At 30.1% G+C, this 26,704-nt stretch carries 25 protein-coding genes and 1 tRNA gene; 13 read left to right on the top strand and 13 right to left on the bottom strand.

Annotated features, from left to right (window positions below):
- The first annotated feature begins 34 nt into the window (after positions 1 to 34).
- The 6 genes from HX088_RS07235 (at position 35) to HX088_RS07260 (ending at position 6,643) form a co-directional block, all read left to right on the top strand.
- Entirely contained in the window at positions 35 to 1,072 is a 1,038-nt protein-coding gene (locus HX088_RS07235; protein ID WP_171622905.1) for a PLP-dependent cysteine synthase family protein, read from the top strand.
- A 93-nt stretch (positions 1,073 to 1,165) separates the two neighbouring features.
- A complete protein-coding gene (locus HX088_RS07240) occupies positions 1,166 to 2,425 on the top strand; it encodes an aminotransferase class I/II-fold pyridoxal phosphate-dependent enzyme (protein WP_171622906.1) in 1,260 nt (419 codons plus the stop codon).
- Positions 2,426 to 2,586: 161 nt separating this feature from the next.
- Positions 2,587 to 3,657 carry a 3-phosphoserine/phosphohydroxythreonine transaminase gene (gene serC, locus HX088_RS07245; protein WP_171622907.1) on the top strand — a complete coding sequence of 357 codons (1,071 nt, stop codon included), beginning with the start codon at positions 2,587 to 2,589 and terminating at the stop codon, positions 3,655 to 3,657.
- Between the two features lie 87 nt (positions 3,658 to 3,744).
- On the top strand, positions 3,745 to 4,695 hold the full coding sequence (locus HX088_RS07250; RefSeq protein WP_188319710.1) for a D-2-hydroxyacid dehydrogenase: 951 nt from the start codon (positions 3,745 to 3,747) through the stop codon (positions 4,693 to 4,695).
- A gap of 34 nt (positions 4,696 to 4,729) precedes the next feature.
- On the top strand, positions 4,730 to 5,977 hold the full coding sequence (locus HX088_RS07255; protein WP_284584037.1) for a DUF1015 domain-containing protein: 1,248 nt from the start codon (positions 4,730 to 4,732) through the stop codon (positions 5,975 to 5,977).
- A 6-nt stretch (positions 5,978 to 5,983) separates the two neighbouring features.
- The gene (locus HX088_RS07260; RefSeq protein ID WP_286483784.1) at positions 5,984 to 6,643 is read left to right on the top strand and encodes a YggS family pyridoxal phosphate-dependent enzyme; all 660 of its coding nucleotides are present in this window, start codon (positions 5,984 to 5,986) and stop codon (positions 6,641 to 6,643) included.
- Between the two features lie 89 nt (positions 6,644 to 6,732).
- On the opposite strand, the gene HX088_RS07265 is transcribed toward HX088_RS07260, so the two are convergent.
- The 6 genes from HX088_RS07265 to HX088_RS07290 form a co-directional block, all read right to left on the bottom strand.
- On the bottom strand, positions 6,733 to 9,135 hold the full coding sequence (locus HX088_RS07265; RefSeq protein WP_286483785.1) for an outer membrane beta-barrel family protein: 2,403 nt from the start codon (positions 9,133 to 9,135) through the stop codon (positions 6,733 to 6,735).
- Positions 9,136 to 9,267: 132 nt separating this feature from the next.
- Positions 9,268 to 9,984: an iron-sulfur cluster repair di-iron protein gene (gene ric / locus HX088_RS07270; protein ID WP_188319713.1), complete on the bottom strand. Its 717-nt coding sequence runs from the start codon at positions 9,982 to 9,984 to the stop codon at positions 9,268 to 9,270.
- 58 nt (positions 9,985 to 10,042) lie between these two features.
- Complete coding sequence (locus HX088_RS07275) at positions 10,043 to 10,819, bottom strand: class I SAM-dependent methyltransferase (protein ID WP_286483786.1); 777 nt, start codon at positions 10,817 to 10,819, stop codon at positions 10,043 to 10,045.
- A gap of 64 nt (positions 10,820 to 10,883) precedes the next feature.
- Positions 10,884 to 11,324: an RrF2 family transcriptional regulator gene (locus HX088_RS07280; protein WP_225542125.1), complete on the bottom strand. Its 441-nt coding sequence runs from the start codon at positions 11,322 to 11,324 to the stop codon at positions 10,884 to 10,886.
- A 73-nt stretch (positions 11,325 to 11,397) separates the two neighbouring features.
- Entirely contained in the window at positions 11,398 to 11,892 is a 495-nt protein-coding gene (locus HX088_RS07285; protein ID WP_286483787.1) for a hemerythrin domain-containing protein, read from the bottom strand.
- A 96-nt stretch (positions 11,893 to 11,988) separates the two neighbouring features.
- Positions 11,989 to 12,192: a hypothetical protein gene (locus tag HX088_RS07290; RefSeq protein ID WP_225542124.1), complete on the bottom strand. Its 204-nt coding sequence runs from the start codon at positions 12,190 to 12,192 to the stop codon at positions 11,989 to 11,991.
- A gap of 257 nt (positions 12,193 to 12,449) precedes the next feature.
- Between HX088_RS07290 and HX088_RS07295 the strand changes: the two genes are divergently transcribed.
- The 5 genes from HX088_RS07295 to HX088_RS07315 all read left to right on the top strand — a co-directional run bounded on the left by HX088_RS07295 (position 12,450) and on the right by HX088_RS07315 (position 16,481).
- Positions 12,450 to 13,487: an o-succinylbenzoate synthase gene (locus tag HX088_RS07295; RefSeq protein WP_171622916.1), complete on the top strand. Its 1,038-nt coding sequence runs from the start codon at positions 12,450 to 12,452 to the stop codon at positions 13,485 to 13,487.
- Positions 13,484 to 14,098 carry a DUF1684 domain-containing protein gene (locus HX088_RS07300; RefSeq protein ID WP_225539080.1) on the top strand — a complete coding sequence of 205 codons (615 nt, stop codon included), beginning with the start codon at positions 13,484 to 13,486 and terminating at the stop codon, positions 14,096 to 14,098. The genes HX088_RS07295 and HX088_RS07300 overlap by 4 nt, the downstream gene beginning before the upstream one ends.
- 1 nt (position 14,099) lies before the next feature.
- On the top strand, positions 14,100 to 15,122 hold the full coding sequence (locus HX088_RS07305; protein WP_286483788.1) for an AMP-binding protein: 1,023 nt from the start codon (positions 14,100 to 14,102) through the stop codon (positions 15,120 to 15,122).
- A 75-nt stretch (positions 15,123 to 15,197) separates the two neighbouring features.
- Positions 15,198 to 16,070 (top strand): tetratricopeptide repeat protein, encoded by an 873-nt coding sequence (locus HX088_RS07310; RefSeq protein ID WP_284584031.1) that lies wholly within the window; start codon positions 15,198 to 15,200, stop codon positions 16,068 to 16,070.
- 30 nt (positions 16,071 to 16,100) lie between these two features.
- Entirely contained in the window at positions 16,101 to 16,481 is a 381-nt protein-coding gene (locus tag HX088_RS07315) for a hypothetical protein (protein WP_286483789.1), read from the top strand.
- 52 nt (positions 16,482 to 16,533) lie between these two features.
- On the opposite strand, the gene HX088_RS07320 is transcribed toward HX088_RS07315, so the two are convergent.
- Both HX088_RS07320 and HX088_RS07325 read right to left on the bottom strand, forming a co-directional pair.
- The gene (locus tag HX088_RS07320; RefSeq protein ID WP_284584029.1) at positions 16,534 to 16,872 is read right to left on the bottom strand and encodes a hypothetical protein; all 339 of its coding nucleotides are present in this window, start codon (positions 16,870 to 16,872) and stop codon (positions 16,534 to 16,536) included.
- Positions 16,873 to 16,980: 108 nt separating this feature from the next.
- On the bottom strand, positions 16,981 to 17,736 hold the full coding sequence (locus HX088_RS07325; protein WP_171622922.1) for a tetratricopeptide repeat protein: 756 nt from the start codon (positions 17,734 to 17,736) through the stop codon (positions 16,981 to 16,983).
- A 78-nt stretch (positions 17,737 to 17,814) separates the two neighbouring features.
- Here HX088_RS07325 and mce point away from each other — a divergent pair, with 78 nt between their 5' ends.
- Positions 17,815 to 18,213: a methylmalonyl-CoA epimerase gene (gene mce / locus HX088_RS07330; RefSeq protein ID WP_286483791.1), complete on the top strand. Its 399-nt coding sequence runs from the start codon at positions 17,815 to 17,817 to the stop codon at positions 18,211 to 18,213.
- A gap of 90 nt (positions 18,214 to 18,303) precedes the next feature.
- A tRNA-Ile gene (locus HX088_RS07335) sits at positions 18,304 to 18,377 on the top strand.
- Between the two features lie 82 nt (positions 18,378 to 18,459).
- Here HX088_RS07335 and HX088_RS07340 read toward each other — a convergent pair.
- The 5 genes from HX088_RS07340 to HX088_RS07360 all read right to left on the bottom strand — a co-directional run bounded on the left by HX088_RS07340 (position 18,460) and on the right by HX088_RS07360 (position 26,693).
- Positions 18,460 to 18,747 carry a hypothetical protein gene (locus tag HX088_RS07340; RefSeq protein ID WP_286483792.1) on the bottom strand — a complete coding sequence of 96 codons (288 nt, stop codon included), beginning with the start codon at positions 18,745 to 18,747 and terminating at the stop codon, positions 18,460 to 18,462.
- A gap of 134 nt (positions 18,748 to 18,881) precedes the next feature.
- Positions 18,882 to 20,600 carry an AAA family ATPase gene (locus HX088_RS07345; RefSeq protein ID WP_286483793.1) on the bottom strand — a complete coding sequence of 573 codons (1,719 nt, stop codon included), beginning with the start codon at positions 20,598 to 20,600 and terminating at the stop codon, positions 18,882 to 18,884.
- A 2-nt stretch (positions 20,601 to 20,602) separates the two neighbouring features.
- Positions 20,603 to 22,822 (bottom strand): Eco57I restriction-modification methylase domain-containing protein, encoded by a 2,220-nt coding sequence (locus HX088_RS07350; RefSeq protein WP_502875134.1) that lies wholly within the window; start codon positions 22,820 to 22,822, stop codon positions 20,603 to 20,605.
- Positions 22,822 to 24,279 carry a DNA methyltransferase family protein gene (locus tag HX088_RS07355; protein ID WP_286483795.1) on the bottom strand — a complete coding sequence of 486 codons (1,458 nt, stop codon included), beginning with the start codon at positions 24,277 to 24,279 and terminating at the stop codon, positions 22,822 to 22,824. Before HX088_RS07355 ends, HX088_RS07350 begins: the two co-directional genes overlap by 1 nt.
- Positions 24,279 to 26,693 (bottom strand): helicase-related protein, encoded by a 2,415-nt coding sequence (locus HX088_RS07360; protein ID WP_286483811.1) that lies wholly within the window; start codon positions 26,691 to 26,693, stop codon positions 24,279 to 24,281. The genes HX088_RS07355 and HX088_RS07360 overlap by 1 nt, the downstream gene beginning before the upstream one ends.
- Between the last annotated feature and the right edge of the window lie 11 nt (positions 26,694 to 26,704).

A 26,704-nucleotide genomic window follows, 5' to 3' on the forward strand; every position in this document is an offset into this window, starting at 1 on the left:
ATTTTGCTTTTTGTTAGAAAAGAATATTTGTGAAATGACTGGTAAATATAAAAACGTTTTAGAGTTAATTGGAGACACTCCATTAGTTCAGTTAAACAGAATTAACCAAGACATTCCAGGCGAAGTTTATGCAAAGTTAGAATGTTTCAATCCTGGACATTCAACAAAAGACAGAATAGCTTTACATATCATAGAAGAGGCTGAAAAAAAAGGTCTATTAAAACCTGGTGCTACTATTGTAGAAACAACTTCAGGTAACACTGGATTTGCAGTAGCGATGGTTGCTATCGTAAAAGGATACAAATGTATCTTAGCGGTATCGGATAAAACAAAAGCAGAAAAAATTTCATTTTTGAAAGCAATGGGTGCAAAAGTATTTTTATGCCCAGCGAATGTACCTGCTGATGATCCAAGATCATATTATGAAGTGGCAAAACGAATTGCTGCGGAAACACCAAATTCTCTTTATATAAATCAATATTTTAATCAAGGGAATACAGAAGCTCACTATTTAACAACAGGTCCTGAAATCTGGAATCAAACGGAAGGTAAAATTACTCACCTTATTGGATGTACAGGAACAGGAGGAACTTTGACAGGTAGTGCACGTTACATAAAAGAGCAAAATCCTGATGTAAAAGTCATAGGAGTTGATGCTTATGGATCAATCTTAAAAGGATATCACGAAACGGGTAAAATAGATCAAAATGATATCTATCCGTACAGAATCGAAGGAATGGGAAAAAATTTAGTACCAGGAGCTTTAGATTTTGAAATGGTTGATAAATTTATAAAAGTTACTGACGAAGAAGCTGCTTATCGTACAAGAGAAATTGCTTTGAAAGAAGGAATTATGGCAGGTTATACTTCAGGTGCTGCAACACAAGCGTTTAAACAACTGGCTGAAGCAGGAGAATTCGATGAGAATTCTTTAGTTGTAATTCTTTACCCAGACCACGGATCTCGTTACATGACAAAAGTCTTTAGCGACGAATGGATGGCTGAAGAAGGTTTTACAAACAGCAGGCTTAATGGTTTAGAAGCTCGTGCAACTGTAGAACGAATTAAATAATACGTATATTTGTAAAAATTAAAAGTAAAGTAGGTTGTGTTTGTTCACTTTCTACTTTTTTTTCAATTAATCAAAAAATTAAACTATAATAAAATGGACATTTTTGAACGTTTAAAACAAAATCCTGGACCATTAGGTCAATTCGCTGATTACGGTGAAGGTTATTATGTTTTTCCTCAATTAAAAGGAGAAATCGGACCAGTAATGGAATTCCAAGGAAAAAAAGTAATTACTTGGTCAATCAATAACTACTTAGGCTTAGCTAATCACCCTGAAGTTCGTAAAGCTGATGCTGACGCTGCTGCAGAATATGGTATGGCTTACCCTATGGGAGCTCGTGCAATGTCTGGACAAACAGATTATCACGCACAATTAGAGCAAGAATTAGCTGATTTCGTTCAAAAAGAATCTGCTTATTTAATGAACTTTGGATACCAAGGAATGGTATCTACAATTGATGCTTTAGTTTCTAAAAATGATGTAATCGTTTATGATGCTGAATGTCATGCTTGTATTGTTGATGGTGTTCGTTTACATTTCGGAAAACGTTTTATTTTCCAACACAATAACATCGAAAGTTTCGAAAAAACAATTATTCGTGCACGTAAATTAGCTGACAAACAAGGCGGAGGTGTTTTAGTGATTACAGAAGGTGTTTTCGGAATGACAGGTAAACAAGGAATCTTGAAAGAAATTGCTGCTTTCAAAGATGAATATAAATTCCGTTTATTAGTAGACGATGCACACGGTTTTGGAACTTTAGGTAAAACTGGAGCTGGAGCTGGAGAAGAGCAAGGTTGTCAAGATGCAATTGACATCTATTTCTCTACTTTCGCAAAATCGATGGCTGGTTTCGGAGCTTTTATTGCTGGTAATAAAGATATTATTCGTATTTTAAAATACAACTTACGTTCTCAAATTTTTGCAAAATCATTGACAATGCCAATGGTAATCGGAGGTTTAAAACGTCTTGAGTTATTACGTAATCATCCAGAGCTTAAAGATAAGTTATGGCATAATGTTGAAAAAATTCAAAAAGGTTTACAAGAAAGAGGATTTGATATCGGAGGGTCTAACACTTGTGTTACACCAATCGTATTGAATGGTTCTCCTATCGAAGCAACTGTTTTAGCAAAAGAAATGCGCGAAGAGTACGGAATTTTTGTTTCTGTAGTTGTGTATCCAGTTATTCCAAAAGGAATGATTATCTTCCGTATTATCCCAACTGCTGCTCACGAAGATGAGCACATCGAATATACTTTAAATTCTTTCGCAGAAATTAAAGATAAATTAGCAGATGGTTACTACAAAAGAAAGGCTGAAGAATTGAATGTTGATTTCGTTCAATACTAAAAAAGAATTCATTCAGAAATTATATAACCCTAAACTTTTACAGTTTGGGGTTTTTTGTTTGTAAGTCTGTTCAAAAGTTAGTTTTAGAATCGCTTATAAGAATTTTTGATTTACTATATTTGTTACAATTTAATACACACAAACACACAACAATTTTAATTATGAAAATTCACAATTTTAGTGCAGGACCATGCATTTTACCACAAGTTGTTTTCGACAAAATGGCGCAAGCTTGTTTAGATTTCAATCATTCAGGAACATCTATCTTAGAAATTTCTCATCGTCGTAAAGATGCAGTTGAAGTAATCGATACAGCAAGAGCTTTGGTAAAAGAATTAATGAATGTTCCAGAATCGCATGATGTTTTATTTATGCAAGGAGGAGCTTCTTTGCAATTTCCTACAGTTGCTTATAATCTATTGAAAGAAGGAGGGAAAGCTGCTTATACGCAAACTGGGAAATGGGCTGAGAACGCTATTAAAGAAGCAAAACGTTTCGGTGAAATAGAAGTTATTGCATCTTCTAAAGATAAAAATTACAACTATATTCCAAAAGCATATTCTATTCCAACAGATGTGGATTATTTTCACTGTACATCAAACAACACGATTTTTGGAACACAAATAAAGGAGTTTCCAAATTCTCCGGTTCCTATGGTTTGTGATATGTCATCTGATATTTTGTCAAAACATGTAGATGTTTCAAAATTTGGTGTGATTTACGCTGGAGCTCAAAAAAATATGGGACCTGCAGGTTCTGCAGTTGCAATTGTTCAGAAAGATTTATTAGGTAAAACAGGACGTAATATTCCTGATTATTTAAATTACGAAACGCATATCAAAAAAGAATCATCGTTCAATACTTGGCCTGTAATTGCGATTTATGGAGTTATGTTAAACTTACAATGGTTAAAAGAACAAGGTGGAGTAGAGGCTATTGCAAAAGTAAATACTAAAAAAGCAGACGCCATGTACACAGAAATTGATCGTAATGGATTGTTTACAGGAACTGCTGCTACAGAAGATCGTTCGCAAATGAATGCAACTTTTGTTTTGAATAATGAAGATTTAAAAGCTGATTTTGATGCTTTATTAAAAGAAGCTGGAATTGTTTCACTTGCTGGTCACCGTGATGTAGGTGGATACCGTGCATCAATGTATAACGCTTTACCATTAGAATCAGTTCAAGTTTTGGTAGAAGTGATGAAACAATTTGAACAAAAATTTGGTTAATCATTAGACATTAGATGCTCGATATTAGTATTGAGAAATATTTTATCTAACATCTAAAATCTCACATCTTAATTCTATAATAATAAAATGAAAATATTAGCAAACGACGGAATTTCTAAAGCAGGACAAGAAGCTTTAGAAGCAAAAGGTTTCGAAGTCATAACAGCTCATGTAGCACAAGAACAATTAGAAAATTATATCAATCAAAATAACATCGAAGTACTTTTGGTACGCTCTGCAACAAAAGTTCGTCAACCATTAATCGATGCAACAAACCTTAAAATTATTGGTCGTGGAGGTGTTGGTATGGATAATATCGATGTTGAATATGCACGCAACAAAGGAATTCAAGTAATTAATACACCCGCATCTTCTTCGCAATCTGTAGCAGAGTTTGTAATTGCGCATTTATTTTCTATTGTTCGTAATTTACACAATGCAAACCGTAACATGCCTTTAGAGGGTGATTCTAATTTCAATGGATTGAAAAAAGCGTACGCAAAAGCAATCGAATTGAGAGGGAAAACAATGGGTGTAATTGGTTTTGGACGTATTGGAGTAGAAGTAATTCGTGAAGCAATCGGTTTAGGAATGAATATATTAGTGTATGATAAATTCCCTGCAACTCGCGATATCGAATTAGAGTTTTTTGATGGTCAAAAAGTGAATTTCTCCATTACTTCTGTCGATTTTGATGAAGTCATTACAAAAGCAGATTTTATCTCGTTGCATGTACCTGCTCAAGATGGATACATTTTAGGAGAAAAAGAATTTGCTAAAATGAAGGATGGTGTAATTGTGATTAATACTGCACGTGGTGGAGTTGTTGATGAGCGTGCGTTGGTTGATGCCATTGAAAATGGTAAAGTAGCTGGTGCTGCATTAGATGTTTTCGAGAAAGAACCAACACCTGAAATGGGATTATTGATGAACGAAGCATTATCGTTATCGCCACATATTGCAGGGTCTACAAATGAAGCTCAAGATCGAATTGGAACTGAATTAGCAGCGCAAATCGTAGAGATTTACGGAAAATAATTTTGTTTTTTTATTCTATTTAAAGTTAACATAAATGCCACAATTTAAACCATTCAAAGGAATTCGTCCAACCGAGGAAACTTCTCAAGAATTTGTTACCCTTGCGGTGAATCAATATTCGAAAGAAGAAGTGGATTTTTATATCAATACAAGAGAAAACTCTTTTTTGCATATTATTCTACCAACTTGGGACGATTCTATTCAAGATCCGAAAGAAAAATTCAGAAAAGTTCGTCAGAACTTAGAAGAATTTATCGAGAAAAAAATACTGATTCAAGATAAATCATCTTATTACATTTATCAAGTGATTCAGGCAAATGGTCGCGAGACAAAAGGTCTTTTAGGACTTGTAAATATAGATGATTACAGAAACAATAAAATCAAAAGACACGAAGAAACGTTAGAACGTCGCGTGGAATTATTTGCAGAATATCTGAAAGAATCTCATTTTCATGCAGAACCTGTTTTGTTGACCTACAAACCTGCTCAACGAGTAGATTTGTTGATCGATACAGAAATGAAACGCAAACCAATTCTGAAAATTGATGAACCAAATGGTTCGCAACATTTGTTGTGGAGAGTTGATAATCGATTGAATTTAAAACAAATGAAAGATTCGATCGAAAAGTTAGATGAATTATACATCGCTGATGGTCATCATCGTATGGAAAGTTCCGAGCGTTATACAAGATATGCAACAGAAACTTCTAAAGAAGAGGTTTATGGCGACGAAGCTTTTAATTATACATTAGCGCTTTTGGTTTCGAATGAAGAATTGATTATTAATGATTATAATCGTTTAATTAAAGATTTGAATGGATTATCTTCCGAAGAATTTATTCAACGTTTAGAAGAATATTATGAGATTATTCCAAAGAATGATGAATTAATTGTTCCGACCAAAAAACATCATTTGGTAATGTATTTAGATGGTCAATATTATAGTCTTTATGTCAAAAATAGTATATTGATGACAGAAGGTTTGAGTGAATTGGATACGTATATTTTTGAAGAAACTGTATTGAAACCAATTTTAAAAATTGAAGATACAAAGAAAGATAAACGTGTTCATTACGAATGTGGAACGCGTGACAAAGATGGAATAGAAGCTTTAAAAAATAAAGTAGATCATCACGATTATATCGCTGCATTTGCTTTTTACCCTGTCGATGTAAAAGATCTACAATTGATTTCGGATTTAGGGCTTAAAATGCCTCCAAAAAGTACGTACATCGAACCAAAACCGTTGAGTGGTTTTGCAGTATTTGATTTGAAAGAATAATATAAAATGAGTATTCAAGATAATTTAAAAACAATTGAAACGACAATTCCTAATCATGTAACACTTGTTGCAGTTTCTAAAACAAAACCTGTTGAAGATTTGCAAGAAGCTTATGAAGCTGGAATTAGAGATTTTGGTGAAAATAAAATTCAAGAAATGTGCGACAAGTACGAAGTTCTTCCTAAGGATATTCGTTGGCATATGATTGGACATGTACAAACCAATAAAGTGAAGTATATGGCGCCTTTTGTGCATTTGATTCACGGAGTTGATAGTCTAAAATTGTTGAAAGAAATTAATAAACAAGCAGAGAAAAACAATCGTATTATCGATGTTTTATTGCAACAATTTATTGCAGATGAAGAGACTAAATTTGGATTAGATGTGGAGGAAACTCGACAAATTATGCAAGAAGAAATTCAGCATTTGCCTCATGTTAGAGTAGTAGGTTTGATGGGAATGGCAACATTTACTGAAGATGAAAATCAGATCAGAAATGAATTCAATACCTTAAAATCTAACTTTGATTTCTTGAAAAATAATTTTGAAAATATAACCATTTTATCCATGGGAATGTCAGGTGATTACCAAATTGCAATAGAGGAAGGTAGTACAATGGTTCGCATTGGAAGTTCGATTTTTGGACATCGAAATTATTCCATATAATGACTAATTTTTTTTAAAATAACAAAACCCTAAAATGATAAGTTTTAGGGTTTTTGTATTTTTAGTTTTGATGAAAAAGTTTTTATATGTTAACCATTTCCTCCGCCTCCGCTTTGCTCTTGGTTAGATTTTGATCGTTCTATTTTGAATTGTTTTCCAAAGTTATAACTTATTCCAATTCGGTACGATCTGTAAGATTGGCTTACACCAGTATTTATAACATTATTAGAAATGCTTGTGTATGAACCATTTTTGTTTTCGAAAAGGTTAGAAATATTGGCAGAGATTTGCAATTTCTTTTGAAAAACCATTGCTCTTAACCCTATATTATGTCGCATGAAATCTCCAAATTTATCCAAGCCATCTGTACTTTTTGTGTAATACGAATACGAGTAATTTGCAAAAAGGGTTTTCTTTTTATTGAGATCTAAATTATTTGTAATTCTAAATTCACCATTCATACCATCTAATGTATAGTTCATTTCAGGAATTTTACTTGTGGTTTTGCGATAAAAAATATCTGCCGAAGCATTTATTTTCCACCATTTGTATGGTTTTACATTGATGTTTTCACTAAATCCAATACTATATGTTTTTCCGATGTTAAATGGTTTAGAAAGCGAAATTTTCGTTTCAGGATCATAGATAACGACTTGTTCAAAAAGATCAGTTGCATTTCTGTAATAGATACTCGATACAAATAAATCTTTATAGGCATGTTCTAATTCGAAATTATTAGAATTAGAAGGTGTTAGATTTGGATTTCCTTCATAGTAACTGTATTCGTTTTGTTTGGTTGTTCTCGGATTTAAATACCAAATAAATGGTCGATCTACACGGCGCGAATAGTTTAGGGTAAACGAATGATTTTCCGAAGATTGATACATCAAATAGGCAGTAGGGTATAAACCGTCATACTCTTTTTTGTAATTATATTGCGGATCATCCATTATACTTTTTGATTGTGCATGTTCGTAACGTAAACCAACTTTAGCTGTCCATTTTTCATTTAATTCTCGTTCGACTGAATAATAAAGTGCATACACATTTTCGTTATATTGATAGTTATTCGAGAAATTAACATCTTCTTGGAAATCTTCAGTTGGATTTGATTTTGAGTAACGGTGATTGTCTGCTTTATCTTTAGCCCAACGCAAACGTGTTCCATAATTCATTTTCCACGAATTAACAGGATGCTCCATATCAAGACTTACATTAAATCGATCCGATGAACTTTCTGATAAACTATAGTTGTTGTCGTATTTATTATCAATTGGATTCCAATCTGAATCAAATTCGTTGCTTATATTTTTGCTGTTGTTATCGTTTATATTGTTCGAATAATCGAAGTCAAATGTTAACTTTTTTCCTTCTTGTTTAAATTTTTTGATGATATGATAATTCAATCCAAGATACCCCCAATCCCAAGTCGTACCATCTCTGTTGGTTGTCATATATCGGTTTAAGGTATTATTTGTTAAATCAAAAATAGAAGTGATGGAATTCCCTTTGTTCATCCCATCTCCATCAGAATAGTCAAAGTTAAATCCTGTAATGAATAAATCGTTTAGTTGGTAGTCAATACCAATTCTTCCACCATAATACTGGTTCTTATTTTTATTTTTTCCGTTTGTCAACCATTTCTGATCAGGATAAATAGTCGAATTTTCACTTTCATTGTACCAATTTCCAACACCACTATAAATACTCGAGGTTAAGGTCCATTTTCCTTTTCGGTAATTGATATTCCCATTTAAGTTAAAACCTGGATATTTTTGCTGACTATAAGAACTTGAAATAGAGCCATTGAAACTTTCTTGTTTTGCATTTTTCAATACGATATTAATGATTCCACTATTTCCAGTTGCATCGTATTTTGAAGGTGGATTGGTGATAACTTCTATTTTATCGATATCTTCTGTTCGGATAGTTTTTAGATAATTGGCTAATTGTTCACTACTCATTTGCATCAAACGATCATTAATCATCACACTTACAGAACCTTTTCCAATGATAGAAATCGCATCTGTAGCTTCTTCAACTTTTATACGTGGTGCAAGTTTTAACGCATCTAAGGCATTTCCTCCTTTTGCGCCTTCGGCTAATTCTGGATTAAAAATGATTCGATCAACTTTCTTTTCAATTAATTTTTTTTGGCCAGTTACGACAGCCTCTGCTAACGATACATTCTCTGTTTTAGGAACTAAAATAATTCCTAAATCCGTATGATTCGTAATCGTGAGAGAGGATGAATGAAGTAAAATTCCAGCTTCTTCAATTCTATACGTATAAGTTCCTTCTTCTAAAATAACCGTAAAGTGCCCATTTTCGTCAGTAGAAATTTCATCTATAATTTTTTCGCCTTGAAAAATGATTACATCTGCTAACGCTATTGGAGCTTGATTGGTATATTGAAAAGTTCCTTTTATTTCTTGTTGAGCAAAAGTATGAACAGATGCAATACAAATAATTGGAAGAAAATATTTTTTCATTTATAGGGTTGTTTACAAATAAGACGCATCAATCATCAAAAAGTTACAAAACTATAAGTGAAAATATCTTAAATAATAATGAATTAAAGAATCAAAAACTCCCAATAAGGGGATTATTGGGAGTGAATAAACTTATTTAAGTTCTTTTTCTAATTGAATAGATTTTGGAAATAGAATGTTGTTTTCGATGTGAATATGAGTATGCAAATCATTCTCGAATTCTTCTAACATTGCATAGGTCACGCGATAAGTGTTACACGCATCTGCTGGTGGAGTGTAATGATTGGTAAGTTCTGCAATCTTTGCAAAACGATCACCTTCTGCGGTATGTTCATGTTCCATCATGTGAACTGGATTTTCAACTGTACCAAAATGAGGAACTTCTAATTCTATTCCTCTTTTCTTTGCATGAGTCATTTTTTTGATAAATGGAAAAAGAATTAATTCTTCTTTTTTTAAATGAGCACTCAAATCTTGAGCTGTTTGATTAAATAAAGCGTTTATTTCATAAAGTTCTGGATGTCTTTCACCATGAACTTTGCATAATTTGTCTAAGAAAGCGAGTAAAACAGGTATTTTTTCTTCCACATAAGCATGATGTATTTTTTCAACATATTCACTTAGCAAATCCAATGGCCACGATTTAAAATCAATTGAAGCTTCGGTTTGAGAAGGTAAATTTTCCAAATCATTATACACTTTGTTTACATCTGTAGTTTTATTTTCACAGGCTTCTTCGATGGTTCTTCCACCACGGCAACAAAAATCAATGCCATGTTTTTTGAAAATCGCCGCAGTTCTAAAATCTTCTGAGACCATTTCTCCGATTAAATCTGTTTTTATGTCCATAATAGAATACTTTTTTATCTTTTATTAAATTAAATTTTTTTTGAGCCTTTTAGCATTATTATTTTTTCTTTGCAATCATGACAAAAGCACACAAGTGTTCTTCGTATTTTTTGAAAACTTTCTTCATTTTTATTACTCTTTCTCTCACTTCTGTTTGAGTTGCAATATTTTTTATGATAGTTAAAAATCCTGAAAATCCTTCATCATCAATTAATCTTGAAGGTTCAAGCAGGCGCATTTCAGCTGTTTTAATTTCAATAATTTCGAAACCTTCTTCTTTTACAAGAATTTTCCATTCTTCAACTGTTAATGGTCTTGCATTTACATTCATCGTAATTGCAAGCTCTTTTTGAATGTTCTTTTTGATTTCATCTGAAATATTATTCGGTTTTAATGCTAATTCATGAATTGCATAGTATCCATCTTTTTTTAGAACACGATGAGCTTCTTTTATGATTTCACTTTTACGATGATTGGCATGCATCGTTAGCATAGCTTCTCCAAAAACTTTAGTTTGAGAACAGTCATCAAGTCTTGTGTCAGCAGCATTTCCTAATTGAAAAACAGCTTTTTGATTATCAAATTTTTGATTTAAATTCTCGATAATTTTTTCGTCTAAATCAATTCCAATGTATGATGTTGGCTGTTTGTCAAGTACAATAGAAGTGGTATAACCAAGCCCAGGAGCAAATTCTACAATCGCATCATTTGTATTGATATCTAACAATTCAACCATTTCATTTGTCAACTTTTTTCCTCCAGGTCTTAGTACTTTTTTTCCTATTTTAGCAAGGAGCCAATGTCCAGACATTTTATCAATTGTATCATTTTTCATTTGAGTAAGTTTTTTATTTTCAATTCAAATAAAAAGACCTTTTTATCTTTTATTAAGGTAAATTTTATTCTAAATTTAATTTTAGAAATACTTCTTGCGAATCTAATTTCTCAACCAATTGGTTGATAGTAGTTGTTTCTAATAAATGCTTTAAAGTATTTCGTATTTCTTTGAATTGCTGATGCAAAGGACAAGGATTTTTTTCTGAACATCGTTTTAGTCCAAGTGCACAACCACTAAAAATTTTATCTCCATCAAAATGTCTAACAATTACAGCCAACGAATTTTTCATATCTTTTTCATCGAGATGAAAACCACCATTTGGTCCTTTTGTAGACTGTAAAAGATTTTTTCGAACCATTTCTTGCAAAATTTTTGCAATAAAATATTCAGGAGAATCAATTCCTTTCGCTACATCTTTTATTCCAACTCGATTTCCGTCTTTGGTTTGCTGTGCGATATAAATTACTGCTCTAATGGCGTATTCACAAGTTTTTGATAACATTTACAATTCTTTTACACTACAAATATACATCATTTCTTTAATAAAAGAGTAAAAAGTGTTTTATTAATTCTAATTATTTCCAAAATTCGTCTTCAAAATTATCAAATGGTTTTGTATGCGAGTTTTCTAATTTTTCACCTATTTGTTTCAAATCACTTTCATCAAGATTTTCTTGTAAGTAAGGAAACCATTCACGTTCCTCGAACCGAATATGATTTTTTAATAAATGAGCAAATTTTTCTACTATTGATTTCTCTGGATGTTGAGCAATCTTTTGTGCTAAAACCTTTAATTCTTGATGTTCGGTTTTAATTTGTTGGTTGTATGTATCGTTTGAATAGGGAAAAATAATCGTTTCTTCATGTTTAAAGTGCTCAGAAAGATGATTCTTCCAAAAATATTCAACATAAGATGCAATTCGTTCTAATGCAATATTTTTAAAGAAACCTTGTTCAATTTTCCAACTACAAAGCAATCCAAAATGATGATCCTTTGATAAAACGACAATGTGTTCACTTCTTTTTATAATTAACTGTTTTTGTGAATTAAAGTTATGACAATTTTTCAATAAAATACTTTTTAGTATTCTATTTTAAAATTTAGACGTATTTCAGATCTTTTTTAGGTTGACATAAATGGAAAAGTATTCAATAAAAAAATCATTCTAATTTCCTGCTATTGGACTACGGAAAACTCCGACAGCTAATTCAGTCCATATTAATAAACCAATGAGTAAAACCATTATGCAGAAAAAGATTTTATTTTGTAAACGGTTAGTTAGTTGTAGAATGTAGTTTATCGTTAATCCAATAACCGACAGTAAAATAAATGCAATAATAAAATCAAAATAAACTCCAGTTGACTTCATTTGTAAATTGCATAGCAATTAGTGGAATTGTTATTATTAGACTAATTATTCCAACAAATTAAAGATTGTTTATGATGCATTTTTGTATTCATAACTAACTATTTATTGAAATCACTTTGAAAAATAAAGTAAAAAAATAAAAATGAGATTCAAAAAAAAATAGTTTAATTGATAAATTGTGAACGATTGAGTTTGGATTTATTGAAAAATTAATTTAAATCAATATTTTTCTAAAAAGCATTGTTTAAATTTGAGGTATGAAAGCAAGTTTTGAACCTTATATATTGAAATTCAAAAATCCGAGCGGGACTTCACGAGGGATTTTGACAGAGAAATTAACGTATCTTTTTACGATAGAAGAAGATGGGAAAGAATATGTTGGTGAATGTGGATTGTTTAAAGGATTGAGTTTTGATGATCGACCAGGTTATGAAGAAAAATTGCAATGGGTTTGCGATCATATCGATTTAGGAATTGAGGAATTATGGAATCAATTACGAGATTGGCCTTCAATACAATTTGGAATAGAACAGGCTTTTCAAAGTCTTTCTACTAATCGATACAATGATGCTTATACAGATAAATTGAATCCAAATTTGTACGAGTCAGCATTTTCTTCAGGAGATCAAGGTATTCAGACAAATGGTTTGATTTGGATGGGGTCAATTGATTTTATGCGTGAACAAATCAAAGAAAAATTAGCGATTGGTTATAAATGTATTAAACTGAAAATTGGTGTTGATTGGAAAAATGAGCATGAAATTTTACAACAATTGCGTTCAGAATTTTCTGCAGAACAATTAGAATTACGTGTTGATGCAAATGGAGGATTTACGTTTGACGAAGCTAAGGTTGTGTTACAACAATTAGCTGACTTAAAAATTCATTCGATCGAGCAACCCATAAAAGCAGGGAATATTGAACAAATGACCGAATTATGTGCTACCACACCAACGCCAATTGCATTGGACGAAGAGTTAATAGGAATTGTTCAACAAGAGGATAAATTTAAATTGTTAGAAAAAATTAAACCCCAATATATTATTCTAAAACCAAGTTTAGTAGGAGGAATAAGAGGGGCTTTGGAATGGATAAATGCGGCCGATACCTACGAAATTCCATTTTGGATTACTTCTGCTTTGGAAAGTAATATCGGACTAAATGCTATTGCACAATGGACAGCAATTTTATATCCAGAGATGCCTCAAGGATTGGGAACAGGCGGTTTGTTTACCAATAACTTTCCAAGTCGATTAGAATTAAAAGGAGAATATTTATTTAGAAACAAATTATGATCAATAAATTATTAGTAGCAATAATCTCAGTTGTTGTGTTGATGAGTTGTCAAACAGCAAATAAAATGACTGATACAAACGCAATTCAAAAATATCAAACTGAATTAGCGTCATTTTATACAAATCCTAAAACAACTCCTTTGGTAGATGAGGAGAAAACAAATTTTAAAGGAATTACGTTTTTTCCGATTAATGAAAAGTACCGTGTAAAAGCGAATTTTACTCCAATTAAGGATGGAAAAGTTATTCCATTTCCAACTTCGGCGAAGAAAATCAAAAATTACAAAGAATACGGAACAATTACGTTTACGATTGACGATATGGAGCAAACGTTAACGATTTATCAATCTTATCCGATTATGGAGAAATACGAAGAAAGTTTGTTTTTGCCTTTTATGGACGAAACAAATGGCGTTACTTCTTACGGAGGAGGAAGATATTTAGATTTAAATACAAAAGATTTTGGCGGTAATTCAAACGAAGTAACAATTGATTTCAATCAAGCGTATAATCCATATTGCGCTTATAGTAAGCATTACAATTGTCCAATTCCACCGGCAAATAATGTGTTAGATGTGGAGATTAATGCAGGTGTAAGTTATCATAAATAAGATGTTGTATTTAGATTTTTCTACCCCTAATTTTAATGTCAATTCTATTCAACCAACCAATGAATTTGAGGAAACAGTCAAAGCATTTTTGGTTGAATGGTTTTCGGATTCTACAGTCATGGTTGCGCATACTTCTGGCTCAACAGGAACGCCAAAAGAAATTGTTTTAACCAAAGAAAACATGCGTAAAAGTGCGAATATGACAGGGAAATACTTGAATTTGAAAAAAGGGGATTCAGCCTTGTTGGTGATGCCTGTAACTTATATTGCGGGTAAATTAATGTTGGTTCGTGCAGTAGAAATTGGGTTAAAGTTGATTTGTATGCAACCTACTTCGAATATTTTGATGGAAGATATTTCAAAAGGAATTCAAAAAGAGTTGGATTCGATTGATTTTGTAGCATTAACGCCTATGCAAGTCGAAAAATCGTTGTCGTTTGTTTCAAAATGTAAGAAATTAATCATTGGGGGAGCAGCTCTTTCAGAGAAAGTTAAATTAGATTTGGCGGCTTTTGATAACGAAGTCTACGAAACCTATGCAATGACAGAAACGATTACACATATTGCTTTTAAACAAGTTCAGAACAAAAAATATCAAAATGTTTCTAATTTATTTGAAGCCTTTGATGAGGTGAAAATTTCACAAGATAATCGAGGTTGTTTGGTGATTGATACACCGTATGATGGTTTGCGAGTGGTGACAAATGATATTGTTGAAATCATCAATAAACGTCAATTTAATTGGATTGGGCGTGCAGATAATGTGATTAATTCGGGCGGAATAAAATTATTTCCTGAACAAATAGAAGATAAACTGAAACCTTTTATTCATTCAGCCTTTTATGTGACATCAAAAACGGATGAATTATTAGGACAAAAATTAATTTTAATAGTGGAAGGCGAGGAGAGAAGTTTAGATTTTTCTTTGGTCGATTTGACGAAATACCAAGTTCCAAAAGAAATTATATTTATAGAAACTTTTCCGAGAACGGAAAGCGGGAAGATAAAACGACAACAGTTTTAGAAATAGCTGATTTTATTTTTTCATGCATTTTATCTAAAAATAGCTTAATTTTAGCACTACTAAAAAACTTATACCGTGGACTACAATAAACTTTTTAACGATATTTTTTTCTTGATTCTTGATGACGAGATGGATGAAAATCAATATCCAATTTGGAAAAGTTTTTCGTTTATTCACAATCCTATACAGCAATTGATTAAGGCACAAGATTTATTGAATCAGCTGTTGCACGAATTTCCAAAAGACAAAAAAGCACTTTTTTTAAAGGGCGTTGTTCAACGAAACTTGAACTTCAACGAAGAATCAATTTTATACCTTTTAGAAGCAAAGAAAGAAGATTATTACTTGTATGCTGCTAATTTTTATATTGCTGAATATTACATTCATAAATTAAAATTTGAAGAAGCGCAAAAGTATTTAAAAGAGATCGAAATTGTATATCCCTCGAACAAACGTTTTCTATTTTTATCGATTTTGGTAAGTTTAGAATTGTTTGATTTTGAATCAGCTAAACGATATTTAAATATTCTTTATCAATTAGTTGAAGACAAAAAAGTTTTAGAATTATTGAGTGAAAATCTTCAAATTACAGAAGAAATTGTTCTAAAAACGACGAATCGTTTGGTGTTAAAAAATTTCAAATTAAGAAGTTTTAATTATAATCTTCAACTCAAAACAAATTTGATTTCTTTTTACAAAAACTTCGCTGATATTGGTGTTAACTTTAATGGAATCAATTGTTTTATAATGGCATTGACCTTGAAACAAATTACGCTTTATCCAACGTTTCAATATTTCGAAATGTATACTGTACAAACGGTTTTAGATTATATTGATGTCGATAAAAAAGGTGTACAAATGCGTTTGGATGATATCAATTTTGATCAAGATTTTGTCAAAAATTATCATGAATATTTAGAAGTTGAAATTTTACTGAAAGAAGATTAAAAAATCTCTATTTTTGCCAAAATATATATGATGGAGTTTGTTCAAAATAAAGAAGAAATTTTTGACAATGTTGAATTGTTTTTAGAAAGTTTGGAAATGGGAACTGAACAGGAAAAAGCCAAAGCAATTCAATTGATCAAAAAATCAAAAACATTTTTAGTAATCGATGCGGAAGAGGTAATGTTTTTTGCACCAAGTACTTTTATTGGTTTTAAAGACAATTCGATTTTAAATTTTTCTGGAAAATTGTTGGAACATGAAACAAATCCAGTATTAACCAAAATAATTGGTTCAACTCCAAAAATTGACAAAACCTTAGACGAATTATTTTTAGATTTCTGCGATGAAGTAGCAATCAATCGTAATGATGTAGGGCTTTCTCGAGATTATTGGATTGTAAAAGAGATATAACATAAAAAAGGCTTTTCAACAATTTTGAAAAGCCTTTTTTGTATAACAAAAACTAACCAATTAAATTCACTTCAAGTTTAGAGATTGGATTTATTCCAGCCAAAACTCCATCAATTTCGCATTTTAACAAACCACTTCCACCACCGTAATGATGTATTTGTTTTATGGTAGGAAAATAGGTGTTTATCCATTCTTCTACACCTTCTAACTCCGAAGCACCAATTGCACTACTATATAAAACAATTTGGACCTTGTTTACAGCGACAAACCATTTCAATTCCTCTTGCGTGCAGGTGCAAAATGCTTTCCATTTGTCATTGTTGTTAATTACACGTTCTAATGTATCAACAATCTCCTTATTTTTTCCAAAAACAGCTATTTGCACTTGCATACCCGATTTGTTTACCTTGCAAAGAAAGGATATAATAAAAAGTTACACATTGATTTAGGTCAAGAAATGAATTCGATCAAAAAAACCGTTTCTTTTTGAAACGGTTGCTTAGTTATTTTGATTTTCTAATTGTGCTAATCGTTCTGCAGCTAAATAAAATTCTGGGTTCAACTGTAAGGCTTTTTTGTATTGTTCAACAGCTTCATCTTGCTTTTCTAATTTCTCTAAAATTGCACCTTTGTTGTAAAACGATAAGAAATGATTTGGATTTAATTCGATTGATTGATTAAAATCGTTCAATGCATTGTCTAAATCATTTAATACAAAATAAGTGTTTCCTCTGTTGTAAAACGATAAGAAATGTGGTTTCATTTCAATCACTTTTGAATAATCTTCAATGGCTTGATCAAATTGTTTTAATTGATCAAAACAAAATGCACGATTATGGTAACAAGATTCGTATTCTGGATTAATTTCTAAGGCTTTATTAAAACAAGCAATTGCATCGTCATATTTGTTTAAATTCATCAATACATAACCCTTTTGATGATAAGCGACAAAACTATTTGGATCAATTTCGATGACTTTATCAAAGTTTTCAGCTGCTTTTGTAGGATTATATTGATTAAAATTTGCCATACCTCTATAAAAATAGAAGTTAGGATTTTTATCATCTAATTCAATTGCTTTATCAAAATCTTTGATTGCATCTGTATTTTGTTTCATATAATACTGGCTCAATCCACGTCCGAAATATGAATTTGCCACTTCTATTTGGCGTTTAATCGATAATGTAAAATAATCAATCGCCTTTCTATACTGACCTTTGCGGAGATATTGACTCCCATCTTCATAAAAACTCATAGTTCAATATTACAACAATCTCTTTAAATTTTAAATAAAAATTTTCAGAAAAGTTTATCTTTACACAAAACAACACACATGAAAATAGAACATATAGGGATTGCCGTAAAAGATTTGGGATTATCGAATGATTTATTCGAGAAATTATTAGGAAAAGCACCTTATAAAGAAGAAGCAGTGGAGTCGGAAGGCGTACGTACATCTTTCTTCGAAGTAGAAGAATCGAAGATTGAATTGGTAGGTTCTGAAAAAAAAGACAGTGCAATTGAAAAATATTTAGAAAAAAATAGAGAAGGTATTCATCACATTGCTTTTGGAGTAGATAATATCGAAGTTGAAATCGAGCGTCTTAAAAATCAGGGATTTACTTTTATTAATGATCAACCGAAGTTAGGTGCAGATAATAAACGAATTGTATTTTTGCACCCTAAAACAACCAATGGTGTACTGGTAGAGCTTTGCGAAGATGTAAAATAATTTTGTTATTTAAAAAATATGCTTTAATATTGCACTCGAATTAAGCAGTAGACTATTTGCGAAAGTAGTTGTTATAATGGCTTAAATTCAGGTCCTATAACTCAGCTGGTTAGAGTAGCTGACTCATAATCAGCAAGTCCTTGGTTCGAGCCCAAGTGGGACCACTGAAAATCCCGATAAACATACTGTTTATCGGGATTATTTTTTTATTGGGGGTTAATTAGGGGGTAATATTGTTTCAAGAAGTTAACAAGTTTCTAAATATTTAATTTCGACTTCTGTCTCATTTATCAATTCATTTACAACTTTTAGTCTCACTTTTAATTTATTACGTAATATATAAGTAATAATTCCAAAAACTAAACAAATTAAGCTTTGATTTACATTTTCTGAACTAGATATAAAAAGATATAAATAAATACAAAAAAATAAAGTTATAGCCAATAACATATATTTTATCCTTTGTTTTAAGTCAACTGACATTTCTTCTAATTGTTTTTTAAACTCGTATTTTTCTTTTAATTCTTTTTTCATATGTTTCTAATTCATTAATGAATTGAATTATTAGTTTTATTATGCTTTGCAAATAGACGTATTTGTATGACTGATTGTCCTACTTGATTTAGTATTTTGTTTTTGATAACCTTATTAATACAATTTAAAATATATTATGTACCTAATAAATTCTTAATTTCATGAATCTTTTCTATTGCATCTTCGAGTTCTTGCTCATATAATGGATTAGTTGAGGAATGAGAGGCTGGATTCAATATTCTATCTAAAATTGACTTCAAATCATCAAATATCAAATCTTTATTTTTCTGTACTTTATATTGATTTATTAAATATGTTTTTAATTCTCTTTCTATTGTTGATAATAAACGTTTATTATCTTCGCTTAATGTTGTATCAGCATTGTAATCTTCTAAAATCTTTTCTAGAATAGATAGTTCTATTTCTTTTTTAACAAATAAATTCTCAAATGCCAATCTTTCATTTTGTGTATATTTAATATATGCACTTTTTAATCTATCATTTAAAGGACTAAAATCTTTAGTAAAATCTGGATCAGTGTAGTTTTTTAAGATTGATTCTAGTTCTTTTCTAAGTTCATTACCACACGAATCAAATTCTCCATCTGATAAAAACTTCTGAGCTTTTTCTATATGTGACCTATCAACTCTTAATTTAGGAGATTGAGTACTATTTTCCTTTTTACTTAAATTAAAATATTCCCAATAATTATCATTAGTATGGTTACGAATTGTATTATAAAATGCTTTATTGTGTGTTAATATAATTTTTTGGAATTTATCAAAAAATCTTAAGCTCGGTTTATTATTTTTATTTAAAATTAACTTAGTTAATTCTATTCTATTTGCCATATCCAAGCTAATCAACATATCATCAAGAACTAAAATTTTACAATCTGAGTCTTGAATACGAGTTCTTAATGCACCAATTCGAATTGCAATAGCTATTCTTGTTAATTGAGCTTCATTTAATAGTGATTGAACTCTTTGAATAAAAATCCAATCATTGGTTTGATTATTAAAATGTTCTACGACTAATTTAATCCGTAATTTACTCTGTCTTTCTGCGATTTTATCTTCCTCCCAGTTCCTTTCTTTTATTAAATCAAAATGAAACTTTTTATCAAAATCTAATCTAACCCTAATTACATCTTTATTATCAAAAAAATGCTCTTTAATAATTGAATTTGCATATTGTTGAATCTCTGATATTAGTTCTTCAATATCTAAATTAAGTTGTTGAACTTCTGATTCATATCTATTTTTTTTACCACTATCATTTTGAACTGGATACCCCTTATTAGTTCTAGGTACATCTTCTGTTATCCTTTGAATTCTATCAAATAAATTTTCTCCAGATGCTCTATGAGTTAAATAAGGAAAAATATCTCGTTCAAAAACGTGCCATAGATTTACGTCATATTTATGTGAATCACGATAAAAATTACTAAGTAATTTATAATTTATAAAGTCACTTGTTGCATTAATAATCTTTATTTCACTGTCATTTATAGTACCAAAATCTGTTTCTGATATTCGTTTGGTTAACTTTGTAGTTCCATTAGCTATTGTCAAATCTATATAAGAATGGGTTGCTTCAGGTTCAAATATATTTCTTAAAGATTGATAAGTACTATCATCTGAATTATCAAAGAATTTGAAATACTTCTCTATTTTATCTTGAGTTTTTATACTGCTTTGTAAAAATGTATATAAAGCCCAAAATATGGAAGATTTTCCAGCACCATTATTACCATAAATCAATACATTTTTATTTTTAAAATCTATAGTCTGTTCCTCTCTAAAAGCTTTAAAATTTTTGAAAGTAATTTTTTCAATTGTTTTAGTCGGCATAATTAGTTTTCTAATATTAGTTTAAGAATATCTGGACTTTGAATAGGATATTTTAAAATGCTATTCTTTACAAAATGGTCTGGATAAGAAAGTTTTTCGTAAATATTCCATATAATTTCACACTTAATATTTACTTCTAAATTTTTAAAATCATATATATTTAGATAGTTATTACATTCTTTTTTAATAGTATCAGTAATGTAAAGATTATGCAACTTCATATAATCTGTAAAATATAAGTCAAAAACACAACCATCCATTATATCTTCAAAATATTTTGCAATGATTTCATTTTTAACCATTTCATTAACTCTAGTATTATTAGAATATAAGAATGTAAGCATATCTAAGAAACAACTAAACATTTGATCAGTTGAATTAATAATAGGTATTTCTACAAGAGGTTCTTTATCTAATTGGTAATTATCTCCTTGCATTTTCCCTTTATATCTTAGCCAAAATTTAATCAATTTTGAATTTAACAGAACCGTTAAATATTTTATATTGAATCTGTCAGATTTTATAACATAAAATGTTGCCGATAAATATGATTCAAAATCTAAATAAGTAAAAATTGGTTCATTAGGACATTTTCGCTGAACTGCAATTTTTTCACCTAAAAAGAAATCTTCTTTTCTTGCTCTGTGTAAACCATAAGGTCTGTTATCAGATGAGATAATATTTTGAAATTTATCTAAATGATATTTCAAATTAGGATAAATATCCATGGAATTAGGATTCTTAAAACTTGAATCTGTATAAATAATAAATTGTTCATCTACTTTTTTACCATAATATTTCTTAAAGTGTTCAGTACCTGAATAATATCTTTTAATTAATTTATATTCCTCTGAGCTTAAATTTAAATTTTCCAATTCTTGTTTACTTATTCCAAAAATACCATCGCCTATTTTAAATTCACTAGAGAGTTTATCGAGCATTTTTTTTGCTACGAAATCATAATGTGGATGTATACCATTTGCAACTTCTGAATCTTTTAATTTTTGATAATCGTTATCCAAAATTTTATTTAAGATATTTTGGATGTCTGGGTGATTAAAAACAATATTACCGTCTATAAACTCCTTATAATTAAAATCTAAAATAAATTTTTCTGCATAAGAAAACGGTTTATTAAAATCTAAAAAATTAACTAAATCACTTTCTTTTATATTACTATCTTTTAAAACAGAATATTTTACTTGGTATTGATCACTTGGCGTTTTCTTTTTCAACACATAGACCATCGTTTGAATACCCGCAGTTTTAAAAACTTTATAGTTCCAAAAATCCGTAAATAACTTAAATTCTGTTTCTTTCAATACTTTATTACGAACAATTGAAGCACCTGCACTCGTTATCCAATTGTTTTGAGCAATAAAAGACTGTACACCATTTGTTTTTAATAAATCTATTGCAATACAGGTAAATGCATACCAAATATCCATTTTTCCTTGATAATATTTAGATTTCCTAAACCCATCAAATGCTGTTTTATTTGTGTATTCTTTTATGTATGGTGGATTTCCTATTACAATATCAAAACCTTTGAAATTAGCTTCATCGTCTAATAAATGAGGGAATTCAAAACGCCATTCAATGGCATCTTTATGAACTTCATCATTTTCGAAGTCTTTCATTAACTTTTCAACTTCTTTAAGCGTTTTTTTAGCCGCTGAAATTTCTTTTTTAGATCCTTTTATATTTCCAAAAATATCTGTTTGTTCTAAGTTGAATAATTTACCTCTAGCCTCTGATAATTTTTCGTTTTTATTTTTATTTAATGATGATCTAAAACTTTCTTTAATTGCTTGAACTAATTTTTTAAATGCAATTTTTTTATCATGGTTTGATTCTGTAGCAAATTCATCTATAATTTTTTTATAGAATTCTAAATCTAATTTGTTGTTATCAATTAAGCTTAATATATCGGAATCTTTAATTTCTTTTTTCTTTAATTTTTTATTAAAGTCTTTAAATATAGTACTCATATTATCATCTAGTCCAAATTTTGAACTTAATGAATTACCTACTACAATTTTAAAATCTAAATTTGGTAGTGGTTTAGGTAAACCTTCGTCAATCACTAATGATAACCAAAAACGTAAACGTGCGATTTCGACTGCACCACTGTCTATATCAACCCCATAAATGGAGTTTTGAATAATATTTTGTTTAATATATGCAGGATTCCACTCTTTATCTTTTAATCTGTAGTTGATTAACGCTTTAAGTTGAAAATTTCCTGTAACATTCCTACAGGAAAAGCACCAGAACCAATTGCTGGATCACAAATTTTAATAGAATCTAAAAAACCTTCAATATTTTTTAATTCACCATCTGAAATATTATCAGCAAATTGATTTTTAATCAATAATTCTAAATCATTACTATTGATATTCGTATTTGATTTTAGATACTCAATCAAACTCTCTTGCGTCATATATTGTACAATCTCCTTTGGTGTATAGAATGTACCTGTATCTTTATTGTAATCGATTAAATTTTCAAAAATATGTCCTAACATTTCAGGATCTACCGCAATGGTATGTTCCTCTGGACTATTTTCGTATACTGTGAAATTGTAGCTGTTAAAAAAATCGAATATACGGTTGAAATCAGATTTTCTAAATTTAATATTTCTATGCCCTGAAGGTTCTTGATCTTCTTCAAACAAACCACCATTTAAAAAAGGAATACAAACAGTTTTTCCATTTATTAATGTAAACTCTTGGTTATTACCACGATTTGTATTTAATGCTTCGAAGAAAATTGGACATAAGTATTTTGTGTAAAAATCCTTTTGATTTTCAGCATCATTCTTAAATAAATCAGATAAAAATGATGTACTGCCATCTTTAAATTCTGTATTTGTAGCCCCTAACCAATTTTTCTTTTGTAAGAAATATAAGAATACTATACGCCCCATTAATCGACCAATAAAACCTCTAACTTCTTTTGGAGGTTTATCATCTGTAGTGTTTGTAATTTTAAATATTTTTCGATACTCTTCTTCGTTATAAATGTATGTTGCTAATTCATTATAAATTAATTTGTATTCGTCGAAGAATTTTTTCGAAACAGGTTCTACATTGAAAGCATCAAAGAAATCGTCTAAAGTAAAACGTGATTGCTCTAAATTGTATAAACGTTCAATTGCTGTACGATGCGCTTCGTTGTTTCCAAAAATGTAAGTGAATTTCTTTGGATTAGTTTCTTTACCAATTGCTTCAGCGAAGAAATCATTGGCTGCATTTTTACTAATAAACGAGAAACGCCATTCGCTTTTTGAAGAACTATCAGCAGTGAAAATTAAAAGATCGTCTTCGGTTTCGACATTTGCATAAGAAAAGGTTACTAACGCACCTTTTATCGCATCTTTGATGATGTATTTTTTAATAAATTCATTAACAGCTACACGATTGTGTTCAATTTTAATGTCTTTATTTAAGATAATTTCAAATATTGGTAACGTGGTATTATCTGTTGTTTTAACAGAACCAATTTGGTTAAATTGATGAACAATTTTATTTGCTTCTTTTGTATTAATATCTATTTCAATTGGAGTAAGATTGATTGTAACTAAATCTCTTTTTCCACTTAAAAATTGTAATGTAGAAATCCAAGATTTTCTACTATACGGACTTTGCAATATACTTTTAAGTTCAGCTGTTTTCATTATGCAAATGTTTCTGTTATAACAATTTTTGGTTCTTCAAAAATTTTAGGTTGATTTTCTTCTTCTTTTCTTAAAGCATCTAAACGCGCTATATTAGCAATTGGGTATTTGTTTAAAATTGTATTTAATTCATTTACCACTTTCGCTAACGGCATTTTATTTTTTTTCTGTCTAGCAGCTAATGTTGCCAGTTCGTTTCTGAATTTACGGAATACCCCCATATAAATGATACGTAATGACGCGTCTATCAATTCTATGAATTCTTCTGAAAGTTCTGTTGGAAATCTGTCTTGTAATTCTTTTAAACTCTCTAAAAATGTAACCGCATTTCTTTCCTGAACTGACAGGTTTGATGTATCGAAATCGTCTAAAGAGTAAATTGTATTGTACACTTTTTTGAATTGCGAAATGGCTAAGTTTACTTCATCGAAATGATTTTCAAACACTTCTTGTCCCTTTTCATCAATTGAAGCCTCAAATAGTTTTACTGCTTGATAAAAAGTTATTTCTACACAATTTTTATTGTTTGCTACATAAAAACCTTCTTTGATTTGATTTCTAAGATAACACAATATTGTATTTTGTAAATTTTCTCCAACAATTTTATTTGCAATATCGTCTTTCACTTTGAATGAACGACCAACTCTTGTTTTTAGAGGTAAATTTTTAATTTTTTTATACGTTTTGTAATCATTCTCGAATAAATCACGGATTAATTCTAAATACTGTAAACGCTCATCTACTTCCTCTTCGGGTTGTAAATCCCCTAATGTATTTTCAATTAGTTGTTCATCTTCTGAATATACTTTGCTGTCTTCACTAAATGCAGAGTGAAAGCCTTGTAATTTTTTTAATGCTTTTTCATTTAACTTGATTAAGTTATTTGATTGAGCTGTTGGAAAGAAATTGTACACGTAAATTTTATCTGCTTTAGATCCAATACGGTTTACACGACCAATACGCTGCATTAATTTTGTTGCATTCCAAGGAATATCATAATTCAGGATAATATTTGAACGATGTAAGTTAATCCCCTCTGCTAAAACTTCTGTTGTAATGATTATGTTGAAATCATTTAACTGTTTACCAGGATAATTCGCATCAAAGTTTTTACGAATTATGGAGAATTTTTGCTTGTTGTTAGCTGCACTAATTGCTAAAACATCTGTTCTACCAACTTTACTTAATTCTCTTTCTAAATACTCAACTGTTTCTTTACTCTCAGAAAAAATGACAAGCTTCTTATCGAAATTGCGTTGATCAAAAAATGAATTATTGATTTGATCAATGAACATTTTGGTCTTTGGATCTTCTCCAATATTAGCCCATTGATTGTAAAGTTTTTGTAATACCTCTTGATCTTTTTCTAATCCTTTAATCATTTGTTCTGAAAAATCACTCGCTTTAAAAACTTTATTGTTAGGAGATTCCACTGATAAAGCTTCAATGCGTTGTTCTAATTCGTCTTCACGACCTTCGTCTAAAAATTTATTTACATCAATATCAGGAGCAATGAATACTTTATCCTTTTTAAACATATCAATCATACGTTGATTAGAAATGTAAAAACGATATAATGATTTAGTAAATGCCTCGAAACTACTCTCTAAGCGTTTTACTAATTGTGTACGCATAATCATTGAAAGCTGTTGTGAAATAAGCTTTGCATTATCATACAATTCAGCGTGTTCTGGATTTAAGAATTCAATTGCTCTGTATCGGAAATATCCAATTCTATCAATAATAGCATCAATCGTTTCGTAAAATATAACTTCTTGTTCATCAGAGAATTTATATTCAATTTTGTTTGGACCAATTACATCTGGGAATGTCATTCCTTGCGAAACAACATCCTCATAATATCTTGAAATTTTACGAATATCAGCTCTGGTTCTACGAATTACTAATTCAGAAAATATCTTTTCACGAATAGGTTCATAAATTTTTTTCACTTGTTCAACTAATTCCTGATGATCTTTTATTAAATGTAATTTTTTATACAATTCGATTTTATCAGCAAAAAAACTTTGTAAGTTTGGCACACCCTCTAAAGTAGATTTTCTAGAATCTTGAAATAAATATAATTGATTTGCAATATCCTCAGGTCTGTTGTTTAAAGGAGTAGCAGTAATGAGCATTACTTTTTTACGACGATCTATATCGTTCCCAATCGTTGCTCTAGGCGTTTTACAAATTAGCTCTAATAAACCATACATTGTTGTACTAGATGATCTGAACTTATGAGCTTCGTCTACAATTATTAAATCATAATCTTCGGGTTTTAAATAATCAATTCCTTTGCCTTCTATGATTTTATGTAAACTACCGTTAGAAATAAAATGAACATAATTACCTAAAGCAAAATCTTTTACTGTAGTTTTCCAGTTTACTTCTAAGGCATTAGGATATACCACCAATACTTTGG

The organism is Empedobacter sp. 225-1 (genome assembly GCF_030328185.1).
GTDB classification, from domain to species: Bacteria; Bacteroidota; Bacteroidia; order Flavobacteriales; family Weeksellaceae; genus Empedobacter; species Empedobacter stercoris.